Genomic DNA, 20,506 nt, shown 5'->3' with positions numbered 1-20,506 from the left:
CTTTCCCTGTTCCCCGTTCCCTGTTCCCGCCTTCCGTCAGAACGTAATTCCCTCACGCCCCGCAATCGTGTGCACATCCTTGTCGCCACGCCCCGACAGGTTGCACAGCACGATCGCGTCCTTCGGCAGTTCGCGCGCGAGCTTGATGGCCTGCGCGATGGCGTGGCTGGATTCGAGCGCCGGCAGGATGCCCTCGGTACGCGCCAGCTGGTGGAACGCCGCGAGCGCTTCGTCGTCGCTCACGCCGACGTATTCGGCGCGACCGGTGTCCTTGAGGAAGGCGTGCTCGGGACCTACGCCCGGATAGTCCAGTCCTGCCGACACCGAGTGGGTCTCGATGATCTGGCCATCGTCGTCGCACAGCACATACGTGCGGTTGCCGTGCAGCACGCCCGGCCGGCCGGCCGACAACGACGCGGCATGGTGGCCGGTGGCGATGCCCTCGCCCGCCGCTTCCGCGCCCACCAGGCGCACGCCGCGATCATTGAGGAAGGCATGGAACACGCCGATCGCATTGCTGCCGCCGCCGACGCACGCAGTGACCGCATCGGGCAGGCGGCCGTATTCGGCCAGCATCTGCGCGCGCGCCTCGCGGCCGACGACGGCGTTGAAGTCGCGCACCATGCGCGGATACGGATCGGGACCGGCGACGGTACCGATGATGTAGAACGTGTCCTGCACGTTCGTCACCCAGTCACGCATCGCTTCGTTCAACGCATCCTTCAGCGTCGCCGAGCCGCTCGTCACCGGCACCACGGTCGCGCCGAGCAGCTTCATCCGGTAGACGTTGATCTTCTGGCGCTCGATGTCGGTAGCACCCATGTAGACCACGCATTCCAGCCCGAGGCGCGCCGCGACGGTCGCGGAGGCGACGCCGTGCTGGCCAGCGCCGGTCTCGGCGATGATCCGGGTCTTGCCCATGCGGCTGGCCAGCAAGGCCTGACCGATGGTGTTGTTGATCTTGTGCGCGCCGGTGTGGTTGAGGTCCTCGCGCTTGAGCAGGATGCGCGCGCCGCCGGCTTCGCGACTGAGGCGCTGCGCGAAATAGATCGGGCTCGGTCGGCCGACGTAGTGCGCGAGGTCGTCGTCGAAGGCCGCGATGAAGGCGGGGTCGACCCGGGCCTCGTCGTAGGCCTGGGCCAGAGCCTCCAGCGGACCGATCAGGGTCTCGGCCACGAAGCGCCCGCCGTACCGGCCGAAATGCCCGCTCGCGTCGGGATAAGCGTGGAAGTCGGGGATCTCGGGGTAATTCATGGTGCGCGTGCGAAGGCCGGATCTGTTCACTTTATCTCCGCCTGCCGGTCCCCAAAACCAATAAAATCTCGTCGACCTGTCAGGAATACTCACACAATGAGTCGCGACCTGCCTCCGCTCAATGCGCTCCGGGCCTTCGAAGCCGTGGCCCGGCTGGACAGCGTCAGCCGGGCGGCGCAGGAGCTCCATGTCACCCACGGCGCGATCAGCCGCCAGTTGCGGGTACTGGAGGAGGCGCTGGACGCCCCGCTGTTCGTCCGTCAGGGACGGGGGCTGGCGCTCACGCCCGCCGGTCGCCGCCTGCACGAAGCGGCTGAGGCCGCGCTCGCGCCGCTGCGGTCCACCTGGGCCGAGCTGCGGCACCGTCAGTCCGGAGCGCCGCTGGTCCTCGGTTGCCCCGGCAGCGTGCTCGCGCGCTGGGTGATCCCGCGACTGGAACGCCTTGCGCGCGAGGAACCCGCGCTCAAGCTCCACCTCTCGGCCAGCGACACCCCGCCCGATGCCGCGCTCACCGGGCTGGATGCCGCCCTGCTGATCGCGCAACCGCCGTGGCCGGCCGAGTGGCGCGTGCACCTGCTCGCCCCCGAGCGGATCGGGCCGGTGGTCAGCCCGCGCCATGCCGGGTCCGAACGCTTGCGCGGCGCGGCGCCCGAGGTATTGCTGGAACTCCCGTTGCTGCACACCGCATCGCGACCGCAGGCCTGGAGCGAATGGGCGAGCCGCGCCGGCCTGGATCCGGAGGCATTGCGTCTCGGCACCGGCTTCGAGCACCTGTACTACCTGCTGGAAGCCACCGCCGCCGGTCTGGGCGTCGCGATCGCGCCGGAACCGCTGGTGGCCGCGGACGTGGCCTCGGGACGACTGCTCGCGCCCTGGGGATTCGTCGAAACGCAGGCGCACTGGATCCTGTGCGAGCCGGGGCGCCGCGAAGACCATCGTGTCGCGCGGCTCGCCGCATGGTTGCGTGCTGCACTCGCGGACAGCGACTGATCGGCGAGCGCCGCGGCGTTGAGCCTGTTGCCGACGGATCGCTAGAGGTTGTGGCAATCCGCCCTGCGCACTTCCTCGACGAAGCTGCGCATGCGGTCGCCGTCCTTGATGCCCGGCGACAGCTCGATGCCGCTGGATACGTCCACGCCCCACGGGCGCGTGGCGACGACTGCGTCGAACACGTTCTCCGGCGTCAGCCCGCCGGCGAGGAGCCACGGCTTGCCCGTGTCCTGCGGAATCCGCGACCAGTCGAACGTCTTGCCGCTGCCGCCCTCGCCGCCGGGCGCGTGGCTGTCGAAGAGGAAGCCGGCCGCACCGGGAAAGCGCGCGCGCAGCGGAATCGTGGTGCGCGCTTCGCCGCCCATCGCGATGGCCTTGAGGTATGGCACCCCGAAGCCGCGGCAGAACGCGTCGTCCTCGCTGCCATGGAACTGCAGGATGCTCGGCCGCACGTGCCGCACGATCTCGCGCACCTCTTCCTGCGTGTTGTCCTTGAACAACGCGACCGAATCCACGAACGGCGCCAGGGCGGTGCGCATCGCGCGCGCCTCCTCGGGTTCGATGCGACGCGTGCTTTGTCGGGCGAACACGAAGCCCACGGCGTCGACGCCCAGTTCGCTCGCCAGCCGCACGTCGCCTGCGCGCGTGAGGCCACAGAACTTGATGCGGGTGCGGAAGAAGTTTGGCTTCACGTACTCCTCACAGGCGGACATGCTCGGGCAGGCCGAAGCGGGCGACGACATCGGCGGGATAGCGGGGTCCGAGGAAGACGAGCCCGCTTGCCGGCGCCGTCGGGCCGGCTCTGGTGCGATCGCGACCGGCGAGAAGCTCCGCGATCCAGCTATCCGGGGCATCGCCGCGGCCGACCACCAGCAAGCTTCCGACAATGTTGCGCACCATGTGGTGAAGGAAGGCATTGGCCTGAACTTCCACGGTCACCACGTCGCCATCACGGCGTACCACTATTTCCTGCAGCTCGCGCCGCGCGTGCGGGGCCTGGCAGTGCACGGTGCGGAATGCGGAAAAGTCGTTTTCGCCCAGCAGTGATTGCGCGGCGCGGTGCATCGCATCGGCGTCGAGCCGGCGACGTTCCCAGGTCAGCACGTGCCGGTTGAGCGCCGGCCGCACCTGGCGGTTCAGGATCGAATAACGGTAGCGCCGCGCGCGCGCCGAGAAGCGCGCGTGGAATTCGTCGCTTACCGGCACGCACCACAACGCACCGATCGCCGGCGGTAGCTTGCTGGTGGTGCCCAGCACCCAGCCGCGCGGATCGCGCTGCACCGGACTGTCGAAATGGACCACCTGCCCCGCGGCGTGCACACCGGCATCGGTGCGACCCGCGCAGATGGTCTCGATCGGCGTGCCTGCGACGAAGGACAGGGCCTCCTCGATCACCGACTGCAGCGTCGTGTAGCCCTCCGGATCACGCTCGCCATGCTTGCTCAGCCGCTGCCAGCCGCTGAACTCGCTGCCGTCGTATTCGATGCCCATCGCGTAGCGCTGCAAGGGCGCCGCGGCAGCAACGGGGGTATCCGGGAGTGATCGAGGCATGCGTGCGCGCGTGCCGGCAAGGCACGCTCAGGTCTGATAGTGCTGTCGACCTCGCGAGGTGCGGCGGCGACGGCCAGGGTGATGCCGGGCAGGACCCGTGGTCCGGCCCGGCGCGGTCATTCGAGTTCGCGCAACATCCGCTGCGCCTGTTGGCGCGCGGCATGGTCGCCGTTGATCACGATCTCGCCGAGCAGCTGACGTGCGCCGGCAAGATCGCCCAGGTCGAGATACGCGCGGGCGAGTTCGAGGCGCTCGTGCGCGGCCTGCGCCGCCGGATCGAGCAGATCGCGCTGCGCTCCGGTATGCCAGGCCGGTGCCGTGCGCTGCGGAGGCTCGGGGGCGCGCATCGGAGTGGCGACGGCCGCGGCCACGGGTTCGGGTTCCAGCTCTGGTTCCGGCTCGGCTTCGACCCGCTCTTCACCGATGCGCGGCGCGAACGCGTCGGCGATCGACGGCGCCGCGGCCACCGGCGCACGGAAGCTCGGCGCGGCCGCATCGCGGCGACGCAGGAACCACGCGATCAACCCGCCCAGCACCAGCGCGCCACCGATGCCGACGGCCCAGGGCAGCATCGACGCCTGCGTCTGCTGCTTCTGCGTCTGCGCGAGGCGCTGCTGCGCGGCCGCCAGTTCGCTGTCCTTCATCGCGAGCAACTGCTGCTGTTGCTGTTGCAGCTTTTCCAGTTCGGCGACGCGGCTCTTGAGTTCCTGCGTCTCGGCCTCGCGCGCGGCGAGGGTCTCCTTCGTCTGGGTCAGTTCCTGTTCGAGCATCGCGCCCTCGCCTCCGGCGCTGAAGCCGGACTGTGTGCCCGCCTTGGTCGCATCGCTGGCGCCGGGCGGAACGATTTCCAGACGTGCATCCGCAACGCGCTTGGAAGATGAAGTGGAAGCCGCCTGCGTTTCCGCGCGACCCGACGTGGAAGCCGAGGCCACCGCGCCTGCGGCCGGCTGCGGCGCGGCGCGGCGCGAAGCGCGCCATTCCTGGATCTGGGCATGGACGATCGCCCGGGCCTGCTGCGCATCCAGCTCGGTCATCGCGGCATCGCCGGGCATGCGCAGCACCGCACCGGCCTTCAGGCGGTTGATGTTGCCGTCGATGAAGGCTTCGGGATTGGCGCGCAGCAGCGCGATCATGGTCTGGTCGAGCGTGCCGCCGCCGACGCGCCCGGCGATCGCGGACAGCGTGTCGCCGGCGCGCACCTGATAGTCGCCGGCGATGTCGGGCGCGGGCTGCGCGACGGGTGCTGCGGTCGCCACCGGCGGAGGCGGCGCGGTCGGCTCGATGGCAGTGCGGTCCTGCGGAGCCGGCTCACTCGGCGGCGCCGCTTCGGCTGGCGCCGGCGTGGCTTCCGGTTCGGTGGCAACGGCGGGCGGTTCGGCCGGACGTTCGATGACGGCCGGCGCTTCCACCGTCGGCGCGGTGATGTCCGGCTGCAGGGGCGCGGAGACCGTGCGCGGTGCGTCGATCAGCGCGGAATACTCGCGCACCAGCCGGCCCTGCCCCCAGTCGACCTCCACCAGGAAGGTCAACAGGGGCTCGCTCACCGACTGCGTGCTGGTCACGCGGAGGATCGGGTTGCCGCGTGCGTCCAGCGCCTGCGTGAACTGCAGTTCGGCAATGATGCCGACCGGCGGGCGCAGACCGATGCGGGAGAACGTTTCCGGCGATGCGAGCCCCGCCCGCAGTTGTTCCAGCTCGGTCGGGTCGTTGCTGATGATCGGGATCTCGGCCAGCAGCGGCTGGCCCACTTTCGACTTCACGACGATCTGGCCGAGCCCCAGCGCGGATGCGCCGAAGCTGGCGAAGATCGCCACGAGCGCCAGAACTGTTCCCGCGATTCGCTTCACGTTCGGCCTCACGCCTTTCCCCCGCGCGACTCTAGCCCCCACTGCAGGCGATTTGCAATGAAGCTGCTGCAAATGATTGAGCGGGTTCAGGATTTTTTGCGGGACTCCGCCCCTCATCCGCCCCTTCGGGGCACCTTCTCCCCGCCGGGCGGGGAGAAGGACAAGCTCAGGGTCCCGGAGCTTCCTGCCGGTGCAGGAAGCAAGACGCCTCAAAGTTCCTGGATCACCAGCTCTGCCAGTTGCACGGCATTGGTCGCCGCGCCCTTGCGGATGTTGTCGGCCACGACCCACATGTCCAGGCCGCGCGGATGGGAGACGTCCTCGCGCAGGCGGCCCACGTAGACCGGATCGTTGCCCGACGCGTGGGTGACCGGGGTCGGATAGCCGCCGGCCTTGCGCTCGTCGACGAGCTCCAGTCCCGGCTGCGCGGCCAGCAGTTCGCGTGCCCGCTCGACGCTGAGCTTCTCGCGCGTCTCGATGTGCACGGCTTCCGAATGTCCGTAGAACACCGGCACGCGCACCACGGTGGCGTTCACCAGGATGCTGTCGTCGCCGAGGATCTTGCGGGTCTCGGTGACCAGCTTCCATTCTTCGGTGGTGTAGCCGTTGTCGAGGAAGTCGCCGCCGTGCGGGATCACGTTGAAGGCGATCTGCACCGGATAGACCTTCGGCTCGACTTCGCGGAAGTTGAGCAGGTCGGCGGTCTGCTTGCCGAGTTCCTCCATCGCCTTGGCGCCGGTGCCCGAGACCGACTGGTAGGTGGCGATGTTGATGCGCTCGATGCCGACGGCGCGATGGATCGGCGCCAAGGCGACCATCAGCTGCATGGTCGAGCAGTTCGGGTTGGCGATGATGCCGCGCGGGCGGTTCTTCACCTGCCCGGGGTTCACTTCCGACACCACCAGCGGCACGTCGGCATCGCCGCGGAAGGTGGACGAGTTGTCGATCACCACCGCACCGGCCGCGGCGAACTTCGGCGCGTATTCCTTCGACACCGCGCCGCCGGCGGAGAACAGCGCGATGTCGACTCCGGCCGGATCGAAGGTGGCGAGGTTCTCGACCACCAGCTGGCGCGCGCCGAATTCGACCTTGCTGCCGGCCGAGCGTTCGCTCGCCAGGACGTGCAGCTTGCCGACCGGAAACTGGCGTTCGGCCAGCACCTTCAGCATGGTTTCGCCGACCGCGCCGGTGGCACCGACGACGGCTACGGTGTACGTCTTGTTGCTCATTGCATGTTTCCTGTGGATTGGCGACGCGCGGCGGATGGAATTGTGCGCCTGCCGGTCGCGGAATTGAGGGAATCGGGCGAAACGGTCGCGCGGCGCGGCTGCAACGGCACTTCCCGGACCCGGGTCCGGAAAGCGGCAAGCAACCGGCCGCTATCGTTTTTTGCCGGTCGCTTTCGCCGGAATGCGCGGCGCGATCTCGCCCACGTCGCCGCACTGCGCGCGGTGGCGCAAGGCCTGGTCCATCAGCACCAGCGCGACCATCGCCTCGCAGATGGGCGTGGCGCGGATGCCCACGCAGGGGTCGTGGCGACCGGTGGTGACGACTTCGACGGCGTTGCCGGCGGTGTCCAGGCTCTGCACCGGCAGGCGCAGGCTGGAGGTCGGCTTGAACGCGGTGGACACGCGGATCGCCTGCCCCGTGCTGATGCCGCCGAGAATGCCGCCGGCATGATTGCTCAGGAAGCCGTCCGCGCTGATTTCGTCGCGATGGAAGCTGCCCTTCTGCGCAATGGCAGCGAACCCGTCGCCGATCTCGACGCCCTTCACCGCGTTGATCGACATCATGGCCGCGGCGAGTTCGCCATCGAGCTTGCCGTAGATCGGCTCGCCCCATCCGGGCGGCAGGCCTTCGGCGACGACGTCGACGCGCGCGCCGACCGAATCGCCGGACTTGCGCAGCGCGTCCATGTAGCTTTCCAGCTCCCCGATCTGCGATGCGTCGGGCCAGAAGAACGGATTGGCTTCGACGGCGGCCCAGTCGATGTTTTCCGCATCGAAGGCGTGCGGCGTGATGTCGCCGATCTGCGTCAGGCAACCGCGCACCTGCACGCCATGGTGCTGCGCAAGCCACTTCTTCGCGATCACCGCGGCGGCCACGCGCATGGTGGTCTCGCGCGCGCTCGAACGCCCGCCACCGCGCGGATCGCGGAGGCCGTACTTCTGCCAGTAGGTGTAATCGGCGTGTCCGGGACGGAACTGCGCGGCAATGTTCGCGTAGTCCTTGCTGCGCGCATCGGTGTTGCGGATCAGCAGCGCGATCGGCGTGCCGGTGGTGACGCCTTCGTATACGCCACTGAGGATTTCGACTTCGTCGGCTTCGTGACGCGCCGAGGTGTGGCGGGTCTTGCCGGTGGCGCGGCGCTCCAGGTCGTGGCGGAAGTCCTCCGGTGCGATCGCGATGCCCGGGGGGCAGCCGTCGACCACGCAGCCGATCGCGGGACCGTGGCTTTCGCCGAAGGTCGTGATCGCGAAGAGCTTGCCGAAGGTGTTGCTGGCCACTTCGAGTCCTGCGCCGATGGCGCGCCTGGATCAAGGGAACAAGGCGCCGAATATACGGGATAAGCCTGCGGGCCGGCGCCGCCGCCACCGCATGCGCTTATGACGTGTCGCCATGCGCGCACGGCCCGTGCCTCGCGTGCCGATACGTCGCCGGCGGACTACTTCTGCCCGCTGCAGGCGCTGCAGATGCGCTCGACGCGATACCCCTTCGCGCGCAGCTTTTCCACGACGCCGTCCTGGCCGAGCAGGTGCATCGCACCGACGACGACCAGCGTGTTGCCCTCTTTCGCGCCGTCGAGCATCTGCTGCAGCTGCGGCACCCAGGCGTCGTTGCGCTGGACGTTGATGATCCGGTACGTCACCGGCGTGTCGGTGCGGAACTGGTCGATGGCGAGTTCGCCCAGCCGCTTCGCATCGCCGTTGCGCCATGCCTCGTGCGTTTCGGTCAGCAGCTTCTGCGCTTCGGCAGGGTCGGCGAGAAAATCGCGGAGGCCGGCGACCTGTTCGTCCATCGGCGTCGAATCCAGCACCGCGAGTTGCTGATCGGCGGTTTCCAGCCCCGCGACGGGCTTGCTGGCCGCTTCCGCGCGCCGCGCGAGGTGCAGGTCCAGCCCCTGGTCCGGCTGGAACCCGAGCTTCTGCGATACCCCGATCAACAGGCCGAGGTTGATGAACCACGGCTCCATCGCTTCGAGCTGCGACACGTGCTCGGCACCAAGCACCTGTTTCATCTTTGCCAGGACATCGACGGGCACCACCTGGCTCAGCGTGCGGCCGTCGCTGTAGCCGGCCAGCTGCGCCATCTTCAGTCCGAGCGCGGGGTCGGACAGTTCCGCCGGGGGAACTTCGAACACGAGTTTGTCCGCCTCGGCGAAGGCCTGCTCGATGTCCGACGACAGCGGATAGTCGTCCGCCTTCAGCAGGTGGAACGAGCCCAGCAGGTAGATCGAATTGTCCTGATCGGACACCTTCCACAGCAGCGGCTTTGGCGCCGGCCGACTCGCCGCGGCAGGCGCCGCGGTGGTCGCGGCCGGGGAATCGGCGTGCGCGCCGCCGACGGCCAGCGAGCAGGCCAGAAGGCAAAGCGCGAAGGCGCTGCGACGGATGCAGGGTGTCATGACTTCTTCTGCGCTGCGGCGTGGTAGGCCTTCTCGCCCGCAACGATCTCGAGGTCGAGCCGGTTCTCCGGCGGCGGGAGCGGACAGGTGGCAAATGGGGTGAACGCGCACGGCGGGTTGTAGCTCTTGTTGAAATCGATCGTCACGTTGCCGGCGGCATCGGGCTTGGGCGCATCCAGGAAACGCCCGGCCGGATAACTGCCGTGGCCGCTGGTGCGGTCGGCGAAGATCAGCGACAGGCCGCCATCGCCTTCGTCGAGGGCTTCGATGCGATACGCCTTGTCGCCGCGCCGGAATTCGATCGCGCCGGGATTCGGCACATCCTCGGTCGTCCCGACGATATTGGCGATCGGGAGGGTCTTGCCGGGCGCGTTGGGCACGAACCGCGCCTTCACGATCCACTCCTCGCCGCCCGGCCAGTACTCGATCCCGGTGAAGCCGGTGCGCGTGGGCGCATCGGCGTGCTTCACCCGCAGGGCGTAACGGTCGGCCCGCTTGATCACGGTGATCAGGCCCTTGCCTTCGTCGAAGCCGATGGTGCTGGGGCCGTTGTCGTCCGCATCGCTCAACAACGTGACCGGTCCCTGGAGCGGCTGACCGTCGAGCGTGAGCACCGCATCCTTCTCCGGAACGAAGCGGATCCGGTCGCCATCGCGCGAGATCATGCCGACGTGCGCGGGCCCGACGGCGAGGCGGATGCCGTTGTCGGCATCGCTGCCCAGGTAGTGCTCGCCCTTGTCGAGCCAGTGCAGGCCGACCAGGCTGGTCCAGCCGTCGGGCTGCAGCAGCTTCGCCCGGCGTTCGGCACGCCACGGCGCCTGGGTGGCATTGAACGCCTGCACCTTGGCTTCGGCGGCCTGGCGGATGGCCTCCTTGTCCTCGCACGCGGTCGCCGCCAGCGCCAGCACGAGCAGCGGTAGCACACGGAAGTTCAGTCGCGACATCAGCGTCCTCGCAGGAACCAGCGGTCGATTTCGGGAAGGGAAAAACGCGCCCAGGTCGGGCGGCCATGATTGCATTGCCCGGAGCGCTCGGTCACTTCCATTTCCCGCAGCAGCGCGTTCATTTCCGGCAAAGTGAGACGCCGGTTGGCACGAACGGCGCCGTGGCAGGCCATGGTCGCCAGCAATTCGTCGCGCGCCGCCGCCACGCGACGGCTTTCCCCGTGTTCGCGCAGGTCCGCGAGCACGTCGCGCAGCAGCGCTTCGACGTCGCCGTGCGCGAGCAGCGCCGGGACCGCGCGCAGCACGAGCGACTGCGGTCCGCTGCGGGTGAGCTCGAAGCCCAGCGTCGCCAGGGTCTCGGTTTCGCGCTCGGCCACATCGGCCTCGCGCTCCGACACGGCAACGGTCAGCGGGACCAGCAGCGGCTGCGTGCGCAGGCCTTCGCCGTCGTGGGCGCACTTGAGTTTTTCGTAGCCGATGCGCTCGTGCGCGGCATGCATGTCGACGACGATGAGACCCTCGGCGCTCTCGGCGAGGATGTAGATGCCGTGCAGCTGGGCAATGGCGTAGCCCAGCGGCGGCATCGTCGCGTCGTTGCTTTCGGGCAATGCCTGGGCCGGGATGGAGTCGCCGTGATTCGCTGGCGATGCGGCCGGCGCGCCGTACAGGGCGGCGTAGCCCGCGCGCACTTCGGCCACCTGCAGGCCGAGCGGCGACTGCGGCGCGGTGGCGTTCCATCGCTGTGCTTGTGCGGGTGTTCCGGCCTCGAGCGCTGCCACGGGAATCGTCGGCGCGCTGCCCGCGCGCGTTTCCGCCAGCGCATCGTTGAGCGTGCGGTAGACGAAATCGTGGATCAGGCGCGCGTCGCGAAAACGGACTTCGTGCTTGGCCGGATGCACGTTGACGTCGACGCGCCGCGGATCGAGTTCGAGGAACAGCACGTACGCCGGCTGCCGGCCGTGGAAGAGCACGTCGGCATAGGCCTGTTTCACGGCGTGCGCGACGCTGCGGTCGCGTACGGCGCGGCCGTTGACGTAGAGGTACTGCTGGTCGGCACTGGCGCGGTTGTAGACCGGCTGCGCGATCCAGCCGTGCAGCCGCAAGCCTGCGGCGCTGTGGTCGATGCGCAGCGCATGGTGGGCAAACTCCTCGCCCAGCGCCTCGTGCAGGCGCACTTCGGAAAGCAAATCGCCCTCGCCTTTCCAGCGCCGCGACGCCTTGCCGTTGTGGGACACGCGCAGTTCGACGTCGGGTCTGGCCAGCGCGAGCTGGCGCAGCCATTCCTCGATGTGTCCTAGTTCGGTGCGTTCGGCCTTGAGGAACTTGCGGCGCGCGGGCACGTTGAAGAACAGGTCGCGCACCTCCACGGTGGTGCCCTGCGGGTGCGGCCGCGGCGTGACTTCGCCGACGCGGCCGCCATCGATTTCCACCGCGGCGCCGTGCGAGGAACCGTTGTGACGCGACACCAGGGCGAAGCGGCTCACCGAGGCGATCGACGGCAGCGCTTCGCCGCGGAAGCCCAGCGTCGCGACGCCTTCGAGGTCATCGAGCGAGGCGATCTTGCTCGTCGCATGGCGCGATACCGCGAGCGGCAGGTCCTGCGCGGGAATGCCGCCGCCGTCGTCGCGAATGCGGATCAGGCGGACGCCGCCCTCCTCCAGGTCGATGTCGATGCGGCGCGCGCCGGCGTCGAGCGCGTTCTCGACGAGTTCCTTGACGACGGAAGCGGGTCGTTCGACGACTTCGCCGGCGGCAATCTGGTTGATGAGGGTATCGGGAAGCTGTCGTATCGCCACGGCAGGAACGGCGTCGCGCGCCGTCGGAAATGCTGAGCCGGGATGATATGCGGCGCGGCGCGCCAATCCCACCGTGCGCCGGTCAGTCGGTGCCCAGCCCCGCGCCGGCCGCACCGATCGATCCGGAGGACGCCTGCGCCGCGTACAGGGTGCCCGGCGGCGGCTGCCGCAGGAAGAACGTGTTGACTCCGTCGAGCACCGCGCGCGCCAGCTGGCGCTGGTAGGCGGGATCGCTCAGGCGCCGTTCTTCTTCCGGATTCGAGATGAAGGCGGTTTCCACCAGCATGGCCGGCATGTCGGACGTGCGCAGCACGGCGAAGTTGGCCCGCTCGATATGCGGCTTGTGATTGCGGCCGATGCGGCTGAGGCCGTCCAGCACGTGCGTGGCCGCGTCCTCGGAGGCCTTCATCTGGCCGCTCTGGGTCAGGTCGATCAGGACCGAAGCCAGCGTGCCGCTGGTCTTTTCCAGGCGCACGCCGCCGATCAGGTCGGAGGCGTTTTCCTTGTCGGCAAGCCAGCGCGCGCGCTGCGAGGACGCGCCCTTCAGCGACAGCACGTACACGGAAGAGCCGCTGGCCGAGCGGTTTTCGGCCGCGTCGGCATGGATGGACACGAACATGTCCGCCCCCGCGCGGCGGGCGAGTTGCGCGCGGTTGTTGAGCGGGATGAAGACATCGGTATCCCGGGTGAGGTATGCCTTGAGCCCGGGCGTCGCGTTGATCTGGCGCGCGAGTTCGCGCGCGACTGCCAGGGTGACGTCCTTCTCGCGCTTGCCGTGCAGACCGGTAGCACCGGGATCCTGCCCGCCGTGGCCGGCATCGATGGCGATGATCAGGGGACGCATGCCGCGACTGCGCATCACGTCCTTCATGGTTTTCACCGCATCCACCGGCGGCGAAGACGGTGTCGATGCCGGCGCCTTGGTCGAAGCGGAATCGGTCGACGCTGCAACTGTCGCGGTCGCAGCGGCAGAGTCGCCCGTCACGCCGTTAGTTGCGCCGCTGCCCGGGACCGCCGACGTTCCCGTCGAAGCGTCCCTGGGTGCGGTATCGAACTTTTTGACTTCGCTGCGCGCAGCGAGCTCGGAAATCAGCCGGGTCGTCGCGGCATTGGAGGCTGCGACGTCCTCGGGCGTGGACGCTTCCGTCGCGGCGCCCGGGGTTCCGGGCGCCGTCTGGCCACCCTGGGATTGCGGTGTCGCCTTGCTGGCCGCGGCGAGGCTTTCAGCACCATCGCCCGGCCATTCCAGCACCAGCTTCGGGCCGGCGGCGCCCTGCTCGATGTGCGGGTTCAGCACGGCGACCGGCTGGGCGAGATCGAACACGATGCGGGCAGTGCCAGGCTGTGGTTGGCCGCTGCGGACCGACCGGACCACGCCGACGCCCGCCGGCAACGCCAGCCCGCGACGGATGCCGGTGGCAGGCAGGTCGATCACCAGCCGTTCGGGAGCGGAGAGGCGGATGACCTTGAAATCGACGTTCCGGTCCAGCGCAATCTCGGCACGCGTGCCGGTGGCCCCGGCGGTCAGTTGCAAGCCATTGATTTCACTGGCATGTGCGAGATTCCAGGCAAGCGCGAAGAGCAGCGCCATGCCAAGCAGGAATTTCTGGACGGTAGCCCCCGATACGCGCATGGCCGGTAGTCAAGCACCGGCCATGGGGGAACGTCAAGCATTTTTTCCTTACGAATCCGGCACCTGCCGTCCTTTCCTTCCGGATCGTTCAGGAGTCCGCCGCAACTCCCTGCTGTCGTACGGTCTGCATCCGCCGCAGCCAGGCCTGTCCCGCTTCGGTCATGGGGGTCACCCCGGCGCGGCGGCCATCGCCAGCCACGGCCAGCTCGATCTTCAGATCCGCCGGTGGCAGCAGGCCGCCCCCGCGTTCCGGCCATTCGACCAGCCACAGGGCCGCCTCATCGCTGTCCAGACCGAGAAATTCGAGTTCGCCGCCGTCGGCGATGCGGTAAAGGTCGAGGTGCCACGCCTCGCCCCCCGTCGAGAGGGGATACCGCTCGACCAGCGTGTAGGTGGGGCTGCGGATGGCGCCGGTGACGCCGAGTTCGCGCAGCAGCGCCCTGGCCAGCGTGGACTTGCCGGCACCGAGGTCGCCGTACAGGTGGAGCACGCCCTTTGCGGGGCGCGCGCGGGCCAGCGCGACGCCCAGTGCGTTGGTGGCGTCGGCGTCGGGAAGCAGCATCGAAATCACGTCCTCGCTCCGGGATTCGCCCATCGCCGCAGCCAGGGCATCAGGTCCGACGGCAGCAGTCCGCGCTCACCGTCCTCCGCGGCCGCATCACCTGCCAGTGCATGCAAGAGGGCGCCGGCGCCGGCGGCATCGAAGGCCTCCAGGCCCTGCGCGCGCAACGCCGCGATCGTGCCGGTGAGCACATCGCCCATGCCGCCGGTGGCCATGCCGGGGTTGCCTGCATCGATCACGCACGGCAAGCGATCCGAGGAAGCAACGATGGTCCCGGCCCCCTTCAGCACCACGGTGCAGCGATAGCGCAAAGCGAGATCGCGGGCGGCGCCGAAACGGTCGGCCTGCACCTGCGTGGTCGAACTGTCCAGCAATCGCGCCGCTTCGCCCGGATGCGGCGTGATCACCGCATCCGCCGGCAGGCGCTGGCGTGATATCGCCACGAGGTTCAATGCATCCGCATCCAGCACCAGCGGTTTGCGCGAAGCGAGGCAGCGCGCATGGAGCGCCCTGCCCCAGTCTTCCTGCCCCAACCCCGGACCGATCGCGATCACGTCGGCGCGCTGCGCCAATGCGTCGAAGCCATGCTCGTCGTCGATCGCATGCGCCAGCGCTTCCGGCGTGCGGGCGAGCAACGCGGGAACGTGTTCCTTCCGGGTAGCGACATCGACCAGCCCTGCGCCGCAGCGCAGGGCCGCCTGCGCGCACAGCAGGATCGCGCCGCCGCCACCGAAGTCGCCGCCGACGCACAGCACGCGCCCGTTCGCGCCCTTGTGCGAATCGCGACGGCGCGGATGCAGCCAGCGCGCGAGGTCGTCGCCCCGCAACAACATCGCGCCGGCAGGCGTGTCGGCCACGAGGCCCGGGGCGAGATCCAGCGACGCCAGAGCGGTATGGCCGCAATGATCGAGCGCGGCTCCGGTATGCAATCCCATCTTGTGGGCGATGAATTCCAGCGTGCGGGTGGCGAACACGGCGTTGCCCGGCACGCTGCCGCGATCGCTGTCGACGCCGCTGGGCACATCGAGCGCGAATACCGGCGCTTCGTGGCGGTTGATCGCCTCGATCAGTGCATTGCCCTGCGCATCCGGCGCGCGCGCCAGGCCGATGCCGAACAGGGCATCCACGACCACATCCGCCACGGGCAGGTGGCCTTCGAACGACTGCACGCGACCGAATGCGGCTTCGTAATCGCGGCACGCATGCATCGCCAGTTCGCTGCGCGGCGCATGCTCTGCCAGTCGGAACACCTCGACCTGCCGTCCTGCCATCAGCGCATGGCGTGCCAGCACGTATCCGTCGCCGCCATTGTTGCCGGGGCCGCACACCACGACGATGCGCTGCGCCTGCGGCCAGGCCTGCAGCAATTCGCGCCAGGCGGCCTGCCCGGCCCGGCGCATCAGCTCGAAACCATCACCCAGCGCGCTGGTCGCGCGCGCTTCCACGCCGCGCAGGGCGGCGACATTGAACAGGTGTGAGGGGCCTGGCATCGCGCGATTTTATACTTGCGTCCCATGAGCGACCGTTTCACCCGGCCCGAACCCGACTATGCCGCATTGGCTGGCCGCATCCGCGCGCTCGCAGGCGAATTCGGTTTCCAGCGCTGCGGCATCGCCGGCATCGAACTGGGCGAGGACGAGGCATACCTGCGCGACTGGCTGGCGAAAGGCCTGTACGGCTCGATGGACTGGATGGCGCGGCATGGGGAGAAGCGATCGCGTCCGGAAGACCTCGTCCCCGGCACGCTGCGGGTGATCTCGGTCGGACTCGATTACGGCAGGCGCGACGACGAAGAAGCCTGGCAGACGCTGGCCGACGGCGAGCGCGCCTACGTCGCGCGTTATGCGCTGGGACGCGACTACCACAAGCTGATGCGGCAGCGACTGCAGAAACTCGCCGACCGCATCGCGGAGGAAGTCGGCCCGTTCGGCCATCGCGTGTTCGTCGATTCGGCGCCGGTGCTGGAACGCGCGCTGGCACGCAATGCCGGGCTGGGATGGATCGGCAAGCACACCTGCCTGATCGACAAGGACGGCGGCTCGTGGTTTTTCCTCGGCGAAATCTACGTCGACCTGCCCTTGCCCATCGACGCGCCGGCGACCGCCCACTGCGGCACCTGCACGCGCTGCATCGACGTCTGCCCCACCGGCGCGATCGTCGCACCGCATCGCCTCGATGCGCGGCGCTGCATCGCCTACCTGACCATCGAGCACGAGGGTTCGATCGACGAGGAACTGCGCCCGTTGATCGGCAACCGCATCTTCGGTTGCGACGACTGCCAACTCGTGTGCCCCTGGAACAAGTTCGCCCGGCGCACCGACGAACCCGATTTCCGCGCCCGCAACAACCTGGACGAAGCGACGCTGGTCGAACTTTTCGCGTGGGAGGAGGCGGAATTCCTGCAACGCACCGAAGGCACCGCGATCCGTCGCAGCGGCCACGAGCGCTGGCTGCGCAATATCGCCATCGCGCTGGGCAATGCTCCGACCACGCCCGGGATCATCGCCGCCTTGCAGTCGCGGCGTGGCAGCGACAACGCCGTCGTGCGCGAGCACGTGGCATGGGCGCTCGCACGTCACGGCGTGCAGTAGCGCCGCGATCGTCTCCGCTTACTTCGCCAGTTCGGCCAGCAGCGTCCGCGTCACCGCGTCGTCCGCCGCCGCTTCGCCGCGCACCGCGGGCAGCAGCCGGTTGGCGACCTGCTTGCCGAGTTCGACGCCGAATTGGTCGAACGGATTGATCCCCCACAGCACCGCCTGCAGGTAGACGCTGTGCTCGTACAGCGCGAGCAGCGCGCCCAGCGCGCGCGGTGTGAGCGCATCGAGCAGGATCATCGTGCTGGGACGGTTGCCCGCGTACGCGCGATGCGGATCGGCGTTGCCCTGCCCGTTCGCGAGCGCTTCGGCCTGGCCCAGCAGGTTCGACAGCAGCGCGTCGTGGTTGTCGCGATAAGGATCGTCGCCGTGCGCGACGCCGACGAAATCCACCGGCACGATCTGCGTACCCTGGTGCAGCGCCTGGAAAAAGCTGTGCTGCGAATCGGTGCCGACACCGCCCCACCACACCGGCACGGTCTGCACGTCGACCGGCGAGCCGTCCAGCTTCACCGACTTGCCGAGGCTCTCCATCACCAGCTGCTGCAGGTAGTTCGGCAGCAGCCTGAGGCGCTCGTCGTACGGCATCACCGCCTGGGTGGCGAAGCCGCGCGCATTGACGTTCCACACCGCAGTCAGCGCATGCCAGGCGGCCAGGTTGCGACGTGGCGCGGCTTCGAGCACGTGCGCGTCCATTTCGGCGGCACCGGCCAGCAGCTCGTCGTAGCGGTCCGGTCCGATGGCCAGCGCGATCGGCAACCCGACGGCAGACCACAGCGAGTAACGCCCGCCGACCCAGTCCCACATCGGCAGGATCCGGTCGACCGCGACGCCGAATGCGGAGGCGGCGCGCGCCGGGTTGGCGGTGATCGCGAACAGGCGCGAATCGTCGCCGAGCCACTGCCGCAGGATCGCGCCGTTGAGCAGGGTCTCCTGGGTGCCAAAGCTCTTGGAGATCAGCAGTACGGCCGTGCGGGCTGGATCGAGGCCGGCCAATGTGCGCTGCGCGGCGGCGCCATCGACGTTGGAGAGGAAGTGGACGCGGAAGCGGCCCGGCACCGGCGGGGACAGCGCATCGACCGCGAGGCGCGGGCCCAGATCCGAGCCACCGATCCCGACACTAACGATGTCCGTGACCTCGCTCCCGGCCAGCGCCTGGATCAAGCCGCGCATCCGGCGGCGTCCCTCCTGGGCCTGCGCGTGGGCATCGGCGGCGACCGGTCCCGCCGCCAGGTTGCCGCGCAGGGCCGTGTGCAGGGCCGGCCGGGATTCGGTCGGATTCACCGTCTCCCCGGCGAACAGCGCGTGCAGGCGCCCCGGGCCGCTGGCGGCGTCGAACTGGTCGAACAGGACGTCCAGCGCCGCCCGGTCGTACCCCTGGCGGGCGAAGTTGGCGTAGACCGGGCCCACCCGCAGGGCAAAGTCCTGCGCGCGGGCCGGATCGGCCCGCAGCATCGAATTCAGATCCACTTCCGCCAGGCGCTGTGCCTGGGCCCTGAGTTGTTCGAACCGATGCTCGGCGGGCATGGCGCTCCGATCAGGCCGCGGCTTGTTGCGGCATGGAGTGGTTGGTGTGGGTCAGCTGGTTCTGGCGGTCGACGTAGACGCAGGTCGGCTTGTACTTGGCGACCTCGGCCTCGTCGCACACACCGTAGGCGCAGATGATGACCAGGTCACCCGGCTGCGCGCAGTGAGCGGCCGCGCCGTTCACGGAAATCACGCCGCTGCCTTCCTCGCCGCGGATCGCGTAGGTGACGAAACGGGCGCCGTTGTTCACGTTGTAGATGTGGATCTGCTCGTACTCGCGGATACCCGAGATGTCGAGCAGACGGCCGTCGATCGCGCAGGAGCCTTCGTAGTGCAGCTCGGCGTGGGTGACGCTGGCGCGGTGGATCTTGGCTTTGAGGACGTTCAGTTGCATGTCGGGTCTCCGGCCGCCGGGCTTGGCGGCGAGAAAACCGCAGTTTAGCAGCGCATGGCGCGGTGCAACATGGAACGCGGCGTCCCGTCACCGTCCGTTTGGCTGGCCGGCGGCTCAGGCCTCGAATTCGAGGTTGTCGATCAGCCGCGTGCGTCCCAGACGTGCCGCAATGAGCGCCACGCGCGGCCCGGGGCCGTCCGGCAGGTTGAGGTCCGGGTCGCGGATCACGGCGTAGTCGACCCGGAAACCGGCCACCTCGAGCCGCGCCACCGCGTCGGCTTCGACGCGTTCGCGCGGGGCGCCCGCGCGCACGGACTCGCGCATCGCCTGCAGGCAGCGGTGGATCCCGGCGGCGACCGGCCGCTCGTCGGGCGAGAGGTACTGGTTGCGCGAACTCATCGCCAGGCCGTCGGCTTCGCGCCGCGTTTCGGCCGCCACGATCTCGATGGGGAACGCCAGGTCGCGGACCATGTAGCGGATCACCGCCAGCTGCTGGTAGTCCTTGCGACCGAATACCGCCACGTCGGGCTGTACCTGGTTGAACAGGCGCGCCACGACCGTCGCCACGCCGTCGAAGTGCCCGGGGCGGTGCTCGCCTTCCAACGTGGTGGTCACGCCGGGAACGCTCACCCGCACCGTGGCATCGACGCCAAACGGATACATCGCGTCCACGGAAGGCAACCACAGCAGCTCACATCCGGCGGCGTCCAGCCCCGCGGCATCGGCCTGCGGCGTGCGCGGATAACGGCTGAAATCCTCGTTCGGCCCGAACTGCGTCGGATTGACGAACACGCTGGCCACCACATGGTCGGCATGGCGACGCGCCAGTTCGACCAGCGAGTAATGCCCGGCGTGGAGATTGCCCATCGTGGGAACGAAGGCGACGCGCTGGCCATCGCGCTTCCATCCGGCCACGCGCTCGCGCAGGGCCGGCAGTTCGGTGACGACATCGATCATCGGGGCTGTGCGTCAGTCGTAGGAGTGGGCCGCGTCGGGAAAGCGCCCCTCGCGCACGGCGGCCGCGAATGCCGCGACCGCACCGGCCACGGTGCCGGCTTCCGCGAGGAAATCCTTCACGAACTTCGGGCGGCGGTGTCCGCTGTTCACGCCCAGCAGGTCATGGAGCACCAGCACCTGGCCATCGCAATGCGGGCCGGCACCGATGCCGATCGTGGGAATGGTCAAGTCGGATGTGATCGCCTGCGCCAGCGCACTGGGGACGCACTCCAGCACCAGCATCGCCGCACCGGCCTCCGCGACGGCGCGTGCATCCGCGCGCAGTCTGGCCGCGGCCACCTCGTCGCGTCCCTGCACCTTGTAGCCGCCCAGGCGCAGCACCGACTGCGGCGTCAGGCCCAGGTGCGCGCACACCGGAATCTCGCGCTCGACCAGGAAACGGATGACATCGAGCTTGTGGCCCGCGCCTTCCAGCTTGACCATCGTCGCACCGGCCTGCAGCAGCGTGGTGGCGGCGTCCAGGGCGCGTTCGGGAGTCGCATCGGACTGGAACGGCAGGTCCGCCACCAGCAAGGCCCTGGAAAGTCCGCGCGCGACGCAGGCGACGTGATAGGCCGTGTCGGCCACCGTCACCGGCAGCGTGCTGCCATGGCCCTGCACCACCATGCCCAGCGAATCGCCGACCAGGATGATGTCGGTGCCGGCCGCCTCGAAAGTGCGCGCGAAGCTGGCGTCGTAAGCCGTCAGCATCACCAGCTTGCGGCTGTCGCGCTTGGCATCCGCGAGCATCGGCACGGTCCAGGGTTTGTCCTGCGGCGTGGAGGTATACATC

18 protein-coding genes are annotated in these 20,506 nt (G+C 69.0%); 2 read left to right on the top strand and 16 right to left on the bottom strand.

The features are described 5' to 3' along the window. Positions 1-36 precede the first annotated feature (36 nt). Positions 37-1,254 carry a tryptophan synthase subunit beta gene (gene trpB, locus ACFPN1_RS00825; protein ID WP_386752169.1) on the bottom strand — a complete coding sequence of 406 codons (1,218 nt, stop codon included), beginning with the start codon at positions 1,252-1,254 and terminating at the stop codon, positions 37-39. A gap of 96 nt (positions 1,255-1,350) precedes the next feature. Between trpB and ACFPN1_RS00820 the strand changes: the two genes are divergently transcribed. After that, positions 1,351-2,244 (top strand): LysR family transcriptional regulator, encoded by an 894-nt coding sequence (locus ACFPN1_RS00820; protein WP_386752167.1) that lies wholly within the window; start codon positions 1,351-1,353, stop codon positions 2,242-2,244. Positions 2,245-2,285: 41 nt separating this feature from the next. On the opposite strand, the gene ACFPN1_RS00815 is transcribed toward ACFPN1_RS00820, so the two are convergent. From ACFPN1_RS00815 to ACFPN1_RS00765, 11 genes are all read right to left on the bottom strand, one after another. Further along, positions 2,286-2,936: a phosphoribosylanthranilate isomerase gene (locus tag ACFPN1_RS00815; RefSeq protein ID WP_386752165.1), complete on the bottom strand. Its 651-nt coding sequence runs from the start codon at positions 2,934-2,936 to the stop codon at positions 2,286-2,288. A 7-nt stretch (positions 2,937-2,943) separates the two neighbouring features. Next, positions 2,944-3,795, bottom strand: a complete 852-nt coding sequence (truA, locus tag ACFPN1_RS00810) for a tRNA pseudouridine(38-40) synthase TruA (protein WP_386752163.1) — start codon at positions 3,793-3,795, stop codon at positions 2,944-2,946. A 116-nt stretch (positions 3,796-3,911) separates the two neighbouring features. After that, on the bottom strand, positions 3,912-5,642 hold the full coding sequence (locus ACFPN1_RS00805) for a motility hub landmark protein FimV (protein ID WP_386752161.1): 1,731 nt from the start codon (positions 5,640-5,642) through the stop codon (positions 3,912-3,914). 209 nt (positions 5,643-5,851) lie between these two features. Beyond that, positions 5,852-6,871 (bottom strand): aspartate-semialdehyde dehydrogenase, encoded by a 1,020-nt coding sequence (locus ACFPN1_RS00800; protein ID WP_386752159.1) that lies wholly within the window; start codon positions 6,869-6,871, stop codon positions 5,852-5,854. A 150-nt stretch (positions 6,872-7,021) separates the two neighbouring features. Next, the gene (gene aroC / locus ACFPN1_RS00795; protein ID WP_386752157.1) at positions 7,022-8,149 is read right to left on the bottom strand and encodes a chorismate synthase; all 1,128 of its coding nucleotides are present in this window, start codon (positions 8,147-8,149) and stop codon (positions 7,022-7,024) included. Positions 8,150-8,307: 158 nt separating this feature from the next. Continuing rightward, positions 8,308-9,267 (bottom strand): TraB/GumN family protein, encoded by a 960-nt coding sequence (locus ACFPN1_RS00790; protein ID WP_386752155.1) that lies wholly within the window; start codon positions 9,265-9,267, stop codon positions 8,308-8,310. After that, positions 9,264-10,211, bottom strand: coding sequence for a DUF1684 domain-containing protein (locus ACFPN1_RS00785; RefSeq protein ID WP_386752153.1), 948 nt, complete (start codon positions 10,209-10,211; stop codon positions 9,264-9,266). Before ACFPN1_RS00785 ends, ACFPN1_RS00790 begins: the two co-directional genes overlap by 4 nt. Then, positions 10,211-12,007, bottom strand: coding sequence for a DNA mismatch repair endonuclease MutL (gene mutL / locus ACFPN1_RS00780; RefSeq protein WP_386752151.1), 1,797 nt, complete (start codon positions 12,005-12,007; stop codon positions 10,211-10,213). The genes ACFPN1_RS00785 and mutL overlap by 1 nt, the downstream gene beginning before the upstream one ends. 82 nt (positions 12,008-12,089) lie before the next feature. Beyond that, positions 12,090-13,598 carry an N-acetylmuramoyl-L-alanine amidase gene (locus ACFPN1_RS00775; RefSeq protein ID WP_386752149.1) on the bottom strand — a complete coding sequence of 503 codons (1,509 nt, stop codon included), beginning with the start codon at positions 13,596-13,598 and terminating at the stop codon, positions 12,090-12,092. 130 nt (positions 13,599-13,728) lie between these two features. Then, a complete protein-coding gene (tsaE, locus tag ACFPN1_RS00770) occupies positions 13,729-14,202 on the bottom strand; it encodes a tRNA (adenosine(37)-N6)-threonylcarbamoyltransferase complex ATPase subunit type 1 TsaE (RefSeq protein WP_386753997.1) in 474 nt (157 codons plus the stop codon). Between the two features lie 5 nt (positions 14,203-14,207). After that, positions 14,208-15,692, bottom strand: a complete 1,485-nt coding sequence (locus ACFPN1_RS00765) for an NAD(P)H-hydrate dehydratase (RefSeq protein ID WP_386752147.1) — start codon at positions 15,690-15,692, stop codon at positions 14,208-14,210. A gap of 24 nt (positions 15,693-15,716) precedes the next feature. Here ACFPN1_RS00765 and queG point away from each other — a divergent pair, with 24 nt between their 5' ends. Then, on the top strand, positions 15,717-16,793 hold the full coding sequence (queG, locus tag ACFPN1_RS00760) for a tRNA epoxyqueuosine(34) reductase QueG (RefSeq protein ID WP_386752145.1): 1,077 nt from the start codon (positions 15,717-15,719) through the stop codon (positions 16,791-16,793). A gap of 18 nt (positions 16,794-16,811) precedes the next feature. Here queG and pgi read toward each other — a convergent pair whose 3' ends face one another. From pgi to panB, 4 genes are all read right to left on the bottom strand, one after another. After that, positions 16,812-18,323, bottom strand: a complete 1,512-nt coding sequence (pgi, locus tag ACFPN1_RS00755; protein ID WP_386752144.1) for a glucose-6-phosphate isomerase — start codon at positions 18,321-18,323, stop codon at positions 16,812-16,814. A 10-nt stretch (positions 18,324-18,333) separates the two neighbouring features. Then, positions 18,334-18,717, bottom strand: coding sequence for an aspartate 1-decarboxylase (gene panD, locus ACFPN1_RS00750; protein ID WP_386752142.1), 384 nt, complete (start codon positions 18,715-18,717; stop codon positions 18,334-18,336). A 114-nt stretch (positions 18,718-18,831) separates the two neighbouring features. Further along, on the bottom strand, positions 18,832-19,674 hold the full coding sequence (gene panC, locus ACFPN1_RS00745; protein ID WP_386752140.1) for a pantoate--beta-alanine ligase: 843 nt from the start codon (positions 19,672-19,674) through the stop codon (positions 18,832-18,834). 12 nt (positions 19,675-19,686) lie between these two features. Next, positions 19,687-20,505: a 3-methyl-2-oxobutanoate hydroxymethyltransferase gene (panB, locus tag ACFPN1_RS00740; RefSeq protein WP_386752138.1), complete on the bottom strand. Its 819-nt coding sequence runs from the start codon at positions 20,503-20,505 to the stop codon at positions 19,687-19,689. Between the last annotated feature and the right edge of the window lies 1 nt (position 20,506).

The organism is Lysobacter yangpyeongensis (assembly GCF_042655745.1).
GTDB classification, from domain to species: domain Bacteria; phylum Pseudomonadota; class Gammaproteobacteria; order Xanthomonadales; family Xanthomonadaceae; genus Agrilutibacter; species Agrilutibacter yangpyeongensis.
The sequence above is the reverse complement of the archived record's forward strand: the minus strand, read 5'-3'. Positions and strand labels throughout refer to the sequence as shown.

What these genes read in the sequence shown, in the direction of transcription:
- trpB (WP_386752169.1), bottom strand. Translation starts at nt 1,254, where the DNA reads ATGAATTACCCCGAGATCCCCGACTTCCACGCTTATCCCGACGCGAGC.
- ACFPN1_RS00820 (WP_386752167.1), top strand. Translation starts at nt 1,351, where the DNA reads ATGAGTCGCGACCTGCCTCCGCTCAATGCGCTCCGGGCCTTCGAAGCC.
- truA (WP_386752163.1), bottom strand. Translation starts at nt 3,795, where the DNA reads ATGCCTCGATCACTCCCGGATACCCCCGTTGCTGCCGCGGCGCCCTTG.
- ACFPN1_RS00800 (WP_386752159.1), bottom strand. Translation starts at nt 6,871, where the DNA reads ATGAGCAACAAGACGTACACCGTAGCCGTCGTCGGTGCCACCGGCGCG.
- ACFPN1_RS00790 (WP_386752155.1), bottom strand. Translation starts at nt 9,267, where the DNA reads ATGACACCCTGCATCCGTCGCAGCGCCTTCGCGCTTTGCCTTCTGGCC.
- ACFPN1_RS00785 (WP_386752153.1), bottom strand. Translation starts at nt 10,211, where the DNA reads ATGTCGCGACTGAACTTCCGTGTGCTACCGCTGCTCGTGCTGGCGCTG.
- ACFPN1_RS00775 (WP_386752149.1), bottom strand. Translation starts at nt 13,598, where the DNA reads ATGGCGCTGCTCTTCGCGCTTGCCTGGAATCTCGCACATGCCAGTGAA.
- tsaE (WP_386753997.1), bottom strand. Translation starts at nt 14,202, where the DNA reads ATGCTGCTTCCCGACGCCGACGCCACCAACGCACTGGGCGTCGCGCTG.
- ACFPN1_RS00765 (WP_386752147.1), bottom strand. Translation starts at nt 15,692, where the DNA reads ATGCCAGGCCCCTCACACCTGTTCAATGTCGCCGCCCTGCGCGGCGTG.
- queG (WP_386752145.1), top strand. Translation starts at nt 15,717, where the DNA reads ATGAGCGACCGTTTCACCCGGCCCGAACCCGACTATGCCGCATTGGCT.
- pgi (WP_386752144.1), bottom strand. Translation starts at nt 18,323, where the DNA reads ATGCCCGCCGAGCATCGGTTCGAACAACTCAGGGCCCAGGCACAGCGC.
- panD (WP_386752142.1), bottom strand. Translation starts at nt 18,717, where the DNA reads ATGCAACTGAACGTCCTCAAAGCCAAGATCCACCGCGCCAGCGTCACC.
- panC (WP_386752140.1), bottom strand. Translation starts at nt 19,674, where the DNA reads ATGATCGATGTCGTCACCGAACTGCCGGCCCTGCGCGAGCGCGTGGCC.
- panB (WP_386752138.1), bottom strand. Translation starts at nt 20,505, where the DNA reads ATGTATACCTCCACGCCGCAGGACAAACCCTGGACCGTGCCGATGCTC.